The sequence below is a fragment of the Nostoc sp. DedSLP04 genome (genome assembly GCF_034530775.1).
In the GTDB taxonomy this organism is placed as follows: domain Bacteria; phylum Cyanobacteriota; class Cyanobacteriia; order Cyanobacteriales; family Nostocaceae; genus Nostoc.
This window is the reverse complement of sequence record NZ_JAVRCL010000013.1, coordinates 94043-107316: the sequence shown is the minus strand read 5'-3', so window position 1 is coordinate 107316 and position 13274 is coordinate 94043. Positions and strand designations below refer to the sequence as shown.

The 13274-nt window shown below is 40.7% G+C and carries 10 protein-coding genes; 4 read left to right on the top strand and 6 right to left on the bottom strand.

All coding sequences use genetic code 11. From position 1 onward, the window contains the following. Positions 1 to 108 precede the first annotated feature (108 nt). The 3 genes from RMX89_RS10460 to RMX89_RS10450 all read right to left on the bottom strand — a co-directional run bounded on the left by RMX89_RS10460 (position 109) and on the right by RMX89_RS10450 (position 2250). Positions 109 to 981 (bottom strand): CmcJ/NvfI family oxidoreductase, encoded by an 873-nt coding sequence (locus tag RMX89_RS10460; RefSeq protein WP_322688882.1) that lies wholly within the window; start codon positions 979 to 981, stop codon positions 109 to 111. Positions 982 to 1066: 85 nt separating this feature from the next. Then, complete coding sequence (locus RMX89_RS10455; RefSeq protein ID WP_322688881.1) at positions 1067 to 1738, bottom strand: glutathione S-transferase family protein; 672 nt, start codon at positions 1736 to 1738, stop codon at positions 1067 to 1069. A gap of 371 nt (positions 1739 to 2109) precedes the next feature. Continuing rightward, a complete protein-coding gene (locus RMX89_RS10450) occupies positions 2110 to 2250 on the bottom strand; it encodes a hypothetical protein (RefSeq protein ID WP_322683767.1) in 141 nt (46 codons plus the stop codon). 587 nt (positions 2251 to 2837) lie between these two features. Here RMX89_RS10450 and RMX89_RS10445 point away from each other — a divergent pair. Continuing rightward, positions 2838 to 4154, top strand: a complete 1317-nt coding sequence (locus tag RMX89_RS10445) for an MFS transporter (protein WP_322688880.1) — start codon at positions 2838 to 2840, stop codon at positions 4152 to 4154. A gap of 293 nt (positions 4155 to 4447) precedes the next feature. Here RMX89_RS10445 and RMX89_RS10440 read toward each other — a convergent pair whose 3' ends face one another. After that, positions 4448 to 4600, bottom strand: a complete 153-nt coding sequence (locus RMX89_RS10440; protein WP_322683765.1) for a hypothetical protein — start codon at positions 4598 to 4600, stop codon at positions 4448 to 4450. Positions 4601 to 4991: 391 nt separating this feature from the next. Here RMX89_RS10440 and RMX89_RS10435 point away from each other — a divergent pair, with 391 nt between their 5' ends. Both RMX89_RS10435 and RMX89_RS10430 read left to right on the top strand, forming a co-directional pair. Continuing rightward, positions 4992 to 6842, top strand: coding sequence for a vanadium-dependent haloperoxidase (locus RMX89_RS10435; RefSeq protein ID WP_322683764.1), 1851 nt, complete (start codon positions 4992 to 4994; stop codon positions 6840 to 6842). A gap of 124 nt (positions 6843 to 6966) precedes the next feature. Continuing rightward, positions 6967 to 7935 carry a cytochrome c gene (locus tag RMX89_RS10430; RefSeq protein ID WP_322688879.1) on the top strand — a complete coding sequence of 323 codons (969 nt, stop codon included), beginning with the start codon at positions 6967 to 6969 and terminating at the stop codon, positions 7933 to 7935. Between the two features lie 101 nt (positions 7936 to 8036). Here the strand turns inward: RMX89_RS10430 and RMX89_RS10425 are convergent, their stop codons facing one another. Next, on the bottom strand, positions 8037 to 9362 hold the full coding sequence (locus RMX89_RS10425; RefSeq protein WP_322688878.1) for a hypothetical protein: 1326 nt from the start codon (positions 9360 to 9362) through the stop codon (positions 8037 to 8039). Between the two features lie 10 nt (positions 9363 to 9372). After that, positions 9373 to 9843 (bottom strand): hypothetical protein, encoded by a 471-nt coding sequence (locus RMX89_RS10420; RefSeq protein WP_322688877.1) that lies wholly within the window; start codon positions 9841 to 9843, stop codon positions 9373 to 9375. A 412-nt stretch (positions 9844 to 10255) separates the two neighbouring features. On the opposite strand from RMX89_RS10420, the gene RMX89_RS10415 reads away from it, so the two are divergent. Next, a partial coding sequence (locus RMX89_RS10415; protein ID WP_322688876.1) for a caspase family protein occupies positions 10256 to 13274 on the top strand: 3019 nt, incomplete at its 3' end.

Sequence of the window (13274 nt, the reverse complement as noted above, 5' to 3'; positions counted from 1 at the left end):
CAAGGCCTTACGCCCCTACTAACGGTGTGGTTCAAATACACGAAAACTGATGTAATTTGTTTGACGCAGAGGCGCAGATAGTAGGAGTTTGAGACAAGTTTCTACGATCTATGCGGGGTAAAAGACCAATGTTCGGAGTTCGATACTTTCTCGTGGGGGAGCGTTGGCTGGGCTGGTGGGGTCTTCAAAGGCTGTATGGGCGGCAAAACGGGCGTATCCGTCTTCTGCGGAGTCGAAGCATTTGATAAATACTGCTTCGTTTCTGTGCATTTGTGGGAAATAGAACCATTTATGTTGGGAGTTATACGTGACACCGTATGTCTCACCAACCCGATCGCGGTAGACAAGATCGCCAGCTACAAGGTCTGTGGGGGCGATACTTTGCGCGTCACACAGTGCTAAAGGTGACTCTTGGATTGGTTGTGCGATCGCTCGCCAAACATTGATGATGGCAAATCGTTGTTTTAGTAACGTCTCAATATCATCATTATCTATGCCTTGCGCTGCTAGTTCCAAACGAGCGCGAGTATAGCCAGATTTGGCGGTGAAGTCGTTGTGTACGCGCTTGGCGGGTTCTTTAATATTATTCTCACCTGGCTTGGAGTTACCAGCGTTACGAAGAGTGTGATCGAATATCACTACCTTCGTTGCACCTGTCACTTCTTTTAACAATTGCTCGGCTTCTGGATAGTAAACGCGGCGTACTTCGTCTTCATCGTAAAAGTTGCGGACATTAGTATTATGTCCAGTAAAGGCGAATCCTTCTCGATCTAACGAGATGTTCTCTGAGATAGAGCGAGCATTGTAAATTGGCAGTTTGTGCGTCTGATAAGTTGCGTTCGTGCGGGGAATCCCGGTTGGCGGTTCGTAAGTATAGTTAACAGGTTTTTCTGCCATTGGAACCAGGTAACTGAGGTTAGCCTCTACGGATGGCAGTTCTTGGGAAATCGGTCTATCTAGAACTTGGTTATTTAAGCTCATAGGTCATCCCATTTTGGATTTTAGTTAATTTTTGGTCAATACTCAACAGTTAACGGTTCACTCCCCATTACCATACCTTTGTGCCCTATTTTTGAGATGCACCAACGGGAACAGGTTCACCGAGAACTTTGGCGAATCTTTGCAAGTAGAAGTCCACAGGGTTTGCTACTGCTTGGATTGAGGAGCGATCGCCTATTAGATTCCACCATGTCTGCAAACGAGGTGTTTCTGCTGGTAATGTGAATTTGCGGAAGTGTTCTAAGAGTGGTAAACGTTCAAACCAAGGATAGAAGCTGATATCAACTAGGCTAAACTGGTCTCCTAAGAAGTAATCACCTTTGCCTAATCCTTCTTGTTCAATATATAAAAGTGCTTCTGTGAACTCTTTTCGTCCTTGTTCCTGTTCTTGGCTATCTTTACCGCGCAGAAATTTGTTAAAAGCTGGGACAAGGCGAGTATTGGCGTAGTCTATCCAGATACGAGCGATCGCTTTCGCTGCGGGATCGCGGGGTAACAAAGGTGGCTCCGGGAACACTTCATCTAGATATTCATTGATAATGGCGGACTCGTAAATTTCAACATCCCCATGTTTGATAGCCGGAACTTTACCATAGCGCGAAATCTGCGTGTACCCATCTGGTTTATTTTGTAAGTCAATTTCTATCGGGGTGAAGTCAATGCCTTTTTCCAGTAAGACTACACGAGTACGTTGAGAAAAGGTAGAGGCTTTGGCGAAGTACAGTTGGATGTTGCTCATGAAATCTTTTCCTTGTAATAATCGTGACATGCAGACTATTTGAGATTGCACAACTCAAACTAAACCAATAAAACAGAAGCTGTTCATGAGCGATCGCCCACTATGGATGAAAGAAACCATTCTGTTTTCTGATTAGTGCAGTTAAATAATTGACTGTCAGGTATCTACGTGAGTTAGATGATATACTACACTTTATCGGTCGGCTTAATGTATTTTAAATAGTATACAGTCTTTATGAAAATATGCATACCTAATTATTTGTGCAACCAAATAAATAGCTAGACATAATCAGGCGTTTGTACTCTAGGATGCTTTTTGTAGGCTGTGGCGTTTATCGCTCATTCGCAATCCTTACTGGCCACATCTGGCAGCTAAACAACTTGGACACGATAAACTCTGGCCTGTTCAATGCGATCGCGCTTGGCTGCGATCTCAACTGGGTTTAATTGAGCATCAACCACCTCAAACCCTTGCTGTTTACCGGTAGGGGTTGTGGCTATTCGACCAAACATGGTATTATATGCATTCTAGTTATCATCTTGCTATTTTTTACTTCAATACTAAGCATACAAAATTTCTGTTTTGCTAACATTAAGCTTTGCTAATACTATTTCAAGGCTGGTGATATGCAAGGCTGCTAAAACTTCATCAAAAAAATTAGTAGAGACATTGGATTTCAACGTTTTTACCAATGTCCTCATCCGTGCAAATTATTTTAATCCAAAGGTAATAGGTTAAAGGAAAAAACACTATGAATAGAGTGAACGCAAAGCGCACGAAAGGCAACACAACCTAACAACTAGAAACGTCTATCCCTCCTTAATCCTGGTTTGCTACTCTCAAAAAACAATAATCGAATCTAGATTCTGAGATTTAGGTTGAATCAAACTTTGAAGCTTTATTTTTTAACATAAACTAAAAATTGTAGACAAAAAGTAGAAACCAAAACTCGATAAAGTTTTGGGTTATTGCATTCTAAAAAAATGACAAAAGAGGATAAAAAAGGGGCGAATGGATCTCTTATGCGTAAGTTTTAACAACGAACAAAAGATGAAAATATTAAACAGGGTTGGAATAATTTGCAAAGAAGGAAAAACTGATGATACCAAGTAATAGAGTAAAAGTCCAAAAACACAAACCAAAGTTTTTTTTTGAAATTCCACCTGCGCTTAAATCTGTAAACTTTTCTTGTTTCGTTATTGGACAAAGTTTATCTTTTTTTGGGTCTTGGATGACTCAAATTGCTTTGGTATGGCTAGTTTATCAGCTAACTAATTCGGCTGTATTAGTGGGTGTAGCTGGATTTACAAATCAAGCTATGGGCTTAATTATTACACCATTGGTAGGAGTATTGCTAGATCGCTGGAACTTACGATATGTTTTATTAACTACTCAGCTAGTATCTATTCTGCTATCTTCTACCTTAACCTTTTTAACTCTTAGCGATAACATCAATGTTGCATGGATTATTGTCATTGGCACGCTTCAGGGAACGGTAAAAGCTTTCGATTTACCAGCACGTCAGGTAATTATTCCCAGACTTCTGGATAAGAAATCAGATACTTATAGTGCAATGGCTTTCCATTCATTCTTGATTAATACAGCGAAGTTTGTTAGCCCGATGATTGGGGGTTTACTGATTGCTAGGTCTGGTGCAGCTTCCTGCTTTTTAGTAGATAGTATCAGCTATCTACCATTTGTATCTGCAATCTTAACTATCAAAGTTAACCCAGTTATCAATAATTCCTTTGCTCAAAAAGCAAAAATATGGAAAAACCTTAAAGAAGGGTTTGTTTACGCATACGAATTTCTGCCGATTAGATATTTATTAATATTACAATTTATTATTTGTTTTATGGGAATGACTCATGTAAATCTAGTGCCAATTTTTGCTCAAGAAGTACTAAAGGGAAACGCTGAAACTATGGGCTTTCTGATGACAGCTTCGGCTTTTGGCTCCATAGTTTCAGGTATTTATCTCATTTCTAGAAAAAATGTTATGGGACTGGGAAAAATTATAGCAATATCTGCTGCACTTTTAGGTTTAGGTTTAACAGTTTTTTCTCGCTCAAACAATTTGGAGATTTGTCTATTATTCATGTTTATCATCGGTATGAATAATACTCTCACCTTGGCTTCAATCAATAACTTTGTACAATCAATTCTTCCTGATGAAGACAAAAGAGGTAGAGTAACTAGTATATTTACAACTGGTTTTTTAGGAATACTACCTTTTGGTAATTTATTTTTTGGAGCATTAACAGGTTACTTTGGTGTTAATAATTCTTTATTATTTGGCGGTGTTTGTTGCATTTTAGGAGCATATTTTTTTAGTAGACAACTGCCCCAAATAAGAAAAATAGTGCATCCAATTTATGCAGAGTTGGGCTTAATTGCCCAGTCCAATAAAAGCTAAATCCGCTTTGATGGGATGTTGTCTGGAAGCGATGTCTATGACGGGCTACGCCTACTCGTAGTTCTCTCAACTCAACCTTTCAACAACAACCACCTTTGTTGATACTCGATCAAAACCCACCGCGTTGCGTTTTATCCACAGTCTCAAGCAGAAAATACAACACTGTGTGCTGTTACTCTAGGGTTTCCCGCTCTTACTAAGTTTATTGTAAAAACCTCTTGATTTTTATCACCGATTGTGAGAAAGTCTGATTTAACATCTATAAAATACGGTAAATCGATAAATTTACAGTACTACATAGCTTGACTGGAAGCAAGCCGTGGTTTTAGCTGTGCTTTAATCCGGCAACATCCGATCGGACTGATTACAACTACAAAAGTATAACAGCCATGCAATGAAGGCATAATATCGGCATTCAGTGCTGGTATGACTGTCAGGAGAATCATATCAAGTTTGGATGATTACTTCTAATAAAATCTATCAATTTAGGTTGGGTTTAACGGCAGTCAAACCCAACCTAAACAAGGATCAAATGTTGGGTTTGACTGCGAGAAGCCCTTTCTCTAGGAGATGCTATTCGCATTAGATTCTAGGTTCTTCAATCAACCGTAACCTACAGATATTATTAAGTGTTTAACCGAACTTGATATCACTCTTATGCAAGTTACCTTCCATTACCAGTAAAGTAACCCCAGATATCATCCCAAATCAGATTCAATTTCCCTGTTTCTCTGGGAGTGGGCATTTTGTGTGTGGCTAGTTGTTCTAGTTTTCAGATGCTCATGTATTCACTTATGACTAAATTTTGGGATTATTTTTTCTAGTGGAGAACATCTCATGCAAGTAGATCCAAATTCTCATCAAGGTTCCGAACAAGATACTCAGGCTAATAGCGAAATAGATAAACTGAAACAACCCCGTGTAGCTAGCAAACGTTTCTTTGGTAGTCACGCCAGCAGACGCTCATTTCTCGGTCGCGCCGGTTTGTTTAGTGCAGCTAGTGTTGTGGCAGGGGTTTTCAGCTCATCTCTTTCCTTGAAGAAAGGAGGAAATGTTGTCCAGGCCCAAAGACCTCCTGCAACGTTTACTCCTGCAACGTTTAACTATAGCAACTTTCGTAATAGAGCTTTTCAAGTACGTACAAGAGCAGCCAAGGTTAATTCGGAAGTTCCTATCCCTCCTCATCCCACCAATGGAGATGAGGCGAAGTATGCTAACAAAATTGCGACGGATACACGAGGATTACCCCATAACAAGCTGGGCGAAGTGGATCTGAAGGCTTATCAATCTTTTATTAATGCGTTGACCTCCGATGATCCCAATGAGTATGAAAATATCATCCTGGGTGGCAAACGCAAGCTGGTACAACCGCTCGGTCCATTAGCGGTTAGCTTGAGTGGGCTGAATCCGACCCAATTGACAATTCCAGTGCCACCTACCCTCGATAGTGCAGAGCAGGCGGCTGAATTCCTCGAAGTTGCTTGGCAACAACTGTTGCAGGATATACCCTTTAGTGAGTTCCGCAATAATACAACTAACCCGCTGATTCTGGCAGCAGTTCAGGATCTGAATCGGTTGTCAGCATTCAAAGGGCCTAAACAGAACGGACGAGTTACACCCGAACTCCTATTTCGAGGCACCGCGATTTACGTTAATGGCTCTGGTGGAACGACTTACTACACGTTACCAGGGGTAGATGTGGGGCCATACGTCTCCCAGTTTTTACTGCGTCCTGTGCCCGCAGGAACACAGAGTTATGTTCAGCTTAACCGTGTTCCCCTAGCTATTCCCGAAAACAGTTTTCAAACCAACTATAACGAGTGGTTGCTGGTGCAAAATGGTGGCGATCCTGGTCGAACGATTAAATTTGACCCAACCCCTCGCTACTTTATCAACGGGCGCGACCAGTCAGAGATTGCCCACACACCACCACCCGTCTATGCAAATGCTGCTCTAATTCTACTCGCCAAGCCAGTCATTAATGACTTCCTAGCTGGTGGCGTTGGCTCACCTTACAATCCCGGTAATCCTTATAACAACTCGAAGACCCAAGCGGGTGGTACTGCGACATTTGGCCCAGGGTATTCACAATCTCTCATCGCTTGGGTTGCTCCACATGCAATCAGAGCGGCTTATTGGCAGAAGTACTATGTTCACCGTCGTCTGCGAGCAGAGGCTTATGGTGGGTTGGTTCACAACAACAAGGTGAATAAAACAAACTATCCGATTCACCCCGATGTTTTTAACTCAGAAGTACTAGACCGCTTCTTTAGTAAAAACAAATCTTATTTGCTACCGCAAGCTTTTCCTGAAGGGGCACCATTCCACTCTTCTTATCCAGGGGGCGCTTCGGTGTCCGCAGGTGCCAGTGTCACCATTTTGAAAGCACTATTTGATGAAAGTTATGTGATTCCGAATCCGGTGGTACCCGATCCCAAAGATCCCACCAAGTTGATTCCCTATCAAGGGCCACTGCTGACCGTGGGCGGCGAATTAAACAAACTGGCGGCAAATATTGGCTTGGGTCGTGATAGTGCTGGGATTCACTGGCGCACAGATGCAGCAGCGTCGTTGGCCCTTGGCGAAGCGATCGCAATTAGCATTCTCAGAGATGAAAAGCTAACGTTCCGCGAAAAATTTGCAGGTTTCACCTTCACCAAGTTTGATGGTACAAGAATCACAATTTAAGGCTTTAACTGTTTAGAAAATATAGAGACGCGAAATATCGTGTCTCTACATTTACTTAAATCCTATTTAGTTTCAGAGTTTTACAATGTCTGATCTTCGGAGATTTTACTCTCGGTCGCGATCTATGTTATTGAGCATAGCAGTAGCGATCGCGCTCTTGATATCTACAACACAAGCACTCAATCCCAAAAATATAGTATCAGCAAAAGAAGCATCACCGGACATAGAACTAGCTAAGAAAATCGGTAAAGAAATTATTGCTGCTTGTCCTGTTGTCTCTGATGCTAAAAATTTAGCTGCCTTCAACTCATGCGCTGACAAACTCGCTAAACTAACAACCCTCCGCGAAACCATGAATGCACCCTTCTTGTGGGGCGCTCAAAGCAAAGTCGGTAATTATAATCTCAAAGATAATCAAACAACTGAATTTAATCCATTAGTTTGGCGTCGCATTTACCTAGCTACTTTTATGTTCAAAGGTGAACCAAAGGTTGAACAAGTAAACAATTTAATTGTGATTCACCTTCCCATTCAGTTCCGCAATCAGCTTGATATTGGTGCTTATCCTTATCCTTTTTGGCACTCATCGAAAAAGTGGAATTCTTACCAGCAAAGTACTGAATTACTTCTGTTTCTAGAACAGAAAAAGCTTAAAGGGGCGCTGCGTTCAGCTGTGGTTGACTCACAAAGACCAGTAGTGAATCATGTATGGGATGGTAATTGGGTTTGGGATGATGCTCATGGTCAGAAACAACCTTATGTAACACTATATACCCGTTTGTTTTCTCCATCGAACCCATACGTTGCTAAAGTTGATGCTGCTTATCGTGCATTTGAGGTTAATTTACGTCAACACGCTTGTATTGTTTGTCATAGTCCAGACAACGCGGCTAAACAAAATCCTTTAGTAATGCTGAGTTATCCAAATCAAGCGCTCTCATTACGACACGAAACGGTACGCCAAATCAAAGAAAAACTGATGCCACCTCCGACTGGTATTATTAACGATCAAGAGCGACAAAAGCTAGTTGAACTCGCCCAAGCATTTGCCCAAGCAGGCGACCAAGCCCTAGCTTACGAAGGAGAAAAATAACTTCTTTCAAGTTCATTCAAACAACTGGTAATTGAGTCTGATGTGGTGCTGTCTGTGCTAGTTCCTCAGCTAAAACAATCGACTGAAAATATTACATGATTTCACGATCGCCATCGTTTCCTCAGCCACAAAACTACAAAACCAACAATAATTCCAACTATGAAACTGGAACTGAAAGGGTAGTCGCAAAAGAAGCGAACTTGTTTAAAAAAAATATCTTTATTACAATCTTTTGCAGGCTCTCTTACCAGAGATATAGTTGCTATACTAGCACCTGCAACAGCTACAAGCTCTTGGAAGTTATGCTCTCGTTCAGATTTTTCCGCTTCTATGCGACTGCGAGTAGCGTTAATTGTATCTTCTAAAAGTTGCAAGCCAAGCTGCATATTTTCGATATCTTTACTAATTTGTGGTAAATATTTTTTGTTGGCTAGGGCGCTAAATTTTTCTAAAAAATCTAGCTGATTATTTTGACCTGCTTTTTCTTGAATCAAAGCCAAGCGAAGTTGATAATTAGATAAATTAATTTCAATAATTTGTTTTTGGAAAGAAAGGTTTAGTAAGTCGATTGTATATTGCTGAAGAATATTATCAATATTATTTAAAATCTTGCGAGAAGTTGTAATATTCTGCTTTTCTTGCCGAGAATTACTCTGATTGGTAATTTTTCTATTTTCTTCAATCTGTTTATAATGATTTAGCAGAGATTCTTTGACTAAACGACTTTGCCAATAAGCCCACGAAATCTTACTTCGATAACAAAATAAACCCATCCAATCTTTATAAAATTCCGCAGATTTTTCTGCGCTCTCTCGATTATTGTAAATAGTAATAATCACATCATATTCATTACTATTTAGAGAACTTGTTGCGTTTTTTAGGCTCTGATTTATATATTGCAATCGTCCTAATTCAAAAACTTTACCATCTAAAAAAGTACCTTTTTCTGGTTGCCAAGAAGTATCTTTAAATAAAGCATAATAGCAATCTTTGGCAATATCTTCATGGCTCTGAGATGAGTTTTCTGGTAGCCAACCAGAAAGCAACCAGGTTTTTCCAATTAGTTTCAGTTCTTTCTTTAGTTTTTGTTCGATTTCAGTTTTTAAAATTGCAAAAGACTTAGCTGGTTGACTTTCAGTTTGATTATTAATAGAACAATCTATTTGTAAGCCATAAGTATCATTTAATCTAACAGCATAATAGTATCCTTCTAAACTTTTATTGTCGGGAATAAAGTTAATTTGAGGAGGGTGGGTAATCTCTAAATACTCAGTTTCAATGTCAGGATCGTAGAATTGAGTATCAGAAGGTAATTGTTCTAAAAAAGCTACTTTGTTTTTTTGCGTTTCTGCGTCAGTTGTGTTTAAAGAACTTTTTAAAGCATATAGAAACAAATCAAGTGTAGGATAGATTAAATCGCTCATCACAAGGGCAAAACTAATTTGATTGATTGGATTGAGATAAAAGTTGTTTCCATTTTTCTAAAAATTTGACTTGTTTTACTGTTTCTTCTGGTTGAGAAGAACTCCCAACAATGACTACAACATTATTGAGTTGGCTTTCGTAACCTGTAGCTTCATATTTGGGTTTAAAGCCTCTAGTTATTGGATACTTGTCAAAAGTATTGAGGCTACTAATTTCTGCTTCAGTTGGAAGTAAATCATAAGGAATTTCTTCTAGATTATCTAATTGAGATTTATAAAATTGATAAGACTGATTTAAGTCAGGATTAGGGGTAATTATTTCTAATAAACGTCCTTTAATATAGTCTTCCCAAGCTTTGGGTTGGGTGTCTAATTGCTTTGCAACTTCTTTTAAATTCTGTTTTTCTTGTTCTTTGAGGGCGGTTTTTAAGTCTTGAAACGCCAATAGAAAAGCAATGATAGTATTGTCAGCCTTGGTCTTCATAGGTTTTTATACCAAACTCACTACGACTAATATAAATATAATTTAGAATGAGATGATTACAGCAGATACCTTGATGTTCAATTTTGATTCTTTATGTCTAGAAAGAATAATTTACACAATAAAACGTTATTTATTATACCTGTTATTGCGGAAGTTAATATAGTTTATTGCACGCAGGACTTACGCAACAATAACGTAGTTTCGTCATTGCGACCGTTCGCTGTTAGCGTTCCCGCAGGGTAGGGAAGCGATCGCAAAGCCTTATTTTTTCTCGGAGGTGCGTAAGTCCTAGCACGGTTTCCTAGTTATTTTCCGTAGAAGCTAAAGAATGCTGTGGATTAGGTATTAAAACTGTGGACAGATTGTGTCTACAGTTTAAAAAAAAGTTCTAATGGTTAGTTAGGTAATAAAAATGGCATCGGAATGGGCGGCTGAAGTTATTGGAATTAATTATTACCCAGAGTACACCACCCTAAAGCCGCTAACAGCAGCAGCAGAAGATGCTGAGAAAATTGCCCAGCAATTAGAACAATACGGTTATAGACCTTTTCGCGCTCAATGTTTACCTAGAACTTTAAACCAGAAGGGAGAAAGTAAAATCGATCGCCTTGGGGCGGTAAAGGTGCAAGAATTACAAGAAGCCATAGCTAATCTTTTCAATCCTCCTCTTCCTAACCCTAGCCCAGAAACAGCGTTATTCTTCTTTTCAGGACATGGGTGGTGCAAAACTGTAGCGGGAAAAGAAGAAGTATTTTTAGCTACTAGTGATGTTTTACCTGAAGCAGGAATCTATGGTATACCTTTAAGTTGGTTGGGTGAGCAGTTGCAAAGAAGTCAGGCTAAACGAGTTGTTGTTTGGCTAGATTGCTGCTATAGCGGTGAATTGTTAAAATTTATTCCTACAGATAAAGACTACTGTTTTATTACTGCAACCCGTTCCTACGAAACTGGTGTCGAAATTCCTCACGCGCAGGGGTTGTTGACGCAGGCGTTACTTGCAGGATTGAACCCGGAAAATGACGCAGATGGGATTATCAATAGCCACAAATTGGCAGATTTCATTATCAGCCAAATGCCGAATACAGTCCAGCGTCCGTTAATTGCTAATTCTGCACGGGCAATTCTGCTGACTACTAAGTTTTCTCAAAAAAGCTTTCAGGATAAGTGTCCTTATCGTTCTCTGTCGTATTTTAGCGAGACAAAGGAAGATGCTGAGGTTTTTTATGGGCGGAGTGCGCTGACTCAGGAGTTGATTCAACAGGTAAGAGATAAGCATCGCCTAATTGCTGTATTAGGCGCTTCTGGTAGTGGAAAATCATCTTTGTTACGGGCGGGGTTACTCTACCAGTTGAAGCTAGGGCAAGATATTCCAGGGAGCGATCGCTGGACTTATATTACACCGTTTACGCCGAAAGAATCTCCTGTTAATAGTTTACAGGAGGCTTTTGCACTTTCTTTGCCTAATCTTTCGCTTACCCCGCTTAATCCCACATTGCAAAGTTCCGGTGTACAGACAAGTGAAATTACCCCCCTTAATCCCCCCTTGGAAAGGGGGGAAACCGGAAAATCTAACTTCCTTAATCCCTCCTTAAAAAGGGGGGAAACTGGAAAATCTAACTCCCTCCCCTTTACAAGGGGAGGGTTGGGGAGGGGTAATTTTACCCATGTCATCGGCAAGGAGTTAAAAGCATTAAACACACCAGTCATCTTGATTATCGACCAGTTTGAAGAATGCTTTACAATGTGCGATGACAGCCAGCGCCAAGAATTCTTTGACTGTTTGCGGGAATTAGTTGATTGTACAGATAACCTCTATATTTTCATTGGGATGCGATCGGATTTTCGGGCGAGATGGCGAGAATATCCTGAATATGCCAGCAGAATCCATAAACCTTACATCAACGTCGAACACTTAAGCCGTGAGGAAATTGAAGAAGCGATTACTAAACCGGCTGATTGGGTAGGATTAGGCATAGAGGGAAGGTTAGAACAGCAACTAATTAATGATGTTGAGGATTACCCCGGAAGTTTGCCTTTGCTGCAATATACCCTGACAGAATTGTGGCGTGAGTCGAAAAATCAAGGCGATGAGGTTCTCAGCTTGAAAACTTATCAGGATTTAGGCGGGGTGGAAGGAACCCTACAAAAACGCGCCGATGCAGTTTACGAAAGTCTTTCACCAACAGAAAAAACTGTGGCGCGGCGGATTTTTCTGGAATTGACGCAAATCGGAGAAACCACAGATGTCCGGCGGCGCGTGCGTTTGGGCGAGTTGGTTAATTCCTATCATTCTTTGGAACTTTTGCAACAGGTGAGTGAGAAGTTAGCGGATAAAGATACACGATTAATTACAAAGACGGATGAACCGGATTCCCAGGATGTAATTTTAGATGTTGTCCACGAAGCCTTAATCCGCCACTGGCAAATGTTACGGGAGTGGAAAGAGGAATATAAGTTAGGAATAGGCATTGAGCGGCAGATTGAAGCGGAAGCCCAAGAATGGGAGAGGAATGAGAAAAAGCTAGGGTTTCTCAGACAAGATGACAGATTAGCAGTAGCAGAAGCATATTTAACTAAATTTGGTGATTGGCAAATGCTGAATGGGGTAGCCCAAGAGTACATTCAGGAGAGTCAAGAACTGCGAAATCGCCTGGTTCGAGAGGAGAAAGAACGTCAACAAGAAAAGTTGGCAGCAGCACGGCGGCAAAACCGAGTTGTTATCTTGTTTAGTATGGGGTTAGCTGGAGTAGCTATCTTTGCGGGTTATCAATGGTGGAACGCCCAAAACAAAGCTAAGGAAGCAGCACAACAAACTGCGATTGCTCTGGCGCAAAGTTCTGAATCTTCGCTAGTATCTAACAAGCATATTGAGGCTTTAATTGCAGCTACACAGTCAAACAGACAACTTTCAGGTAGAACACTTAGAAAAGATGTCAATTTAGAACAAACGGCTAACCAGCAAGCAGTAGTCGCACTAAGGCAAGCAATTTACAATATACAAGAGCAGAATCGCTTGGAAGGGCATAGCAATTGGGTCTATAGCGTAGCATTCAGCCCCAATGGCAAGACCATCGCTTCTGCGAGTGCTGACAAAACCGTCAAACTCTGGAATGCGGCTACAGAGAAAGAAATTACTACCCTTAAAGGGCATAGCAATTGGGTCAATAGTGTAGCATTCAGCCCCAATGGCAAGACCATCGCTTCTGCGAGTGCTGACAAAACCGTCAAACTCTGGAATGCGGCTACAGAGAAAGAAATTACTACCCTTAAAGGGCATAGCAATTGGGTCAATAGTGTAGCATTCAGCCCCAATGGCAAGACCATCGCTTCTGCGAGTGCTGACAAAACCGTCAAACTCTGGAATGCGGCTACAGAGAAAGAAATTACTACCCTTAAAGGGCATAGCAATTGGGTCAATAGTGTAGCATTCA

What these genes read in the sequence shown, in the direction of transcription:
- RMX89_RS10435 (WP_322683764.1), top strand. Translation starts at nt 4,992, where the DNA reads ATGCAAGTAGATCCAAATTCTCATCAAGGTTCCGAACAAGATACTCAG.
- RMX89_RS10420 (WP_322688877.1), bottom strand. Translation starts at nt 9,843, where the DNA reads ATGAAGACCAAGGCTGACAATACTATCATTGCTTTTCTATTGGCGTTT.
- RMX89_RS10430 (WP_322688879.1), top strand. Translation starts at nt 6,967, where the DNA reads ATGTTATTGAGCATAGCAGTAGCGATCGCGCTCTTGATATCTACAACA.
- RMX89_RS10450 (WP_322683767.1), bottom strand. Translation starts at nt 2,250, where the DNA reads ATGTTTGGTCGAATAGCCACAACCCCTACCGGTAAACAGCAAGGGTTT.
- RMX89_RS10455 (WP_322688881.1), bottom strand. Translation starts at nt 1,738, where the DNA reads ATGAGCAACATCCAACTGTACTTCGCCAAAGCCTCTACCTTTTCTCAA.
- RMX89_RS10445 (WP_322688880.1), top strand. Translation starts at nt 2,838, where the DNA reads ATGATACCAAGTAATAGAGTAAAAGTCCAAAAACACAAACCAAAGTTT.
- RMX89_RS10440 (WP_322683765.1), bottom strand. Translation starts at nt 4,600, where the DNA reads ATGATTCTCCTGACAGTCATACCAGCACTGAATGCCGATATTATGCCT.
- RMX89_RS10460 (WP_322688882.1), bottom strand. Translation starts at nt 981, where the DNA reads ATGAGCTTAAATAACCAAGTTCTAGATAGACCGATTTCCCAAGAACTG.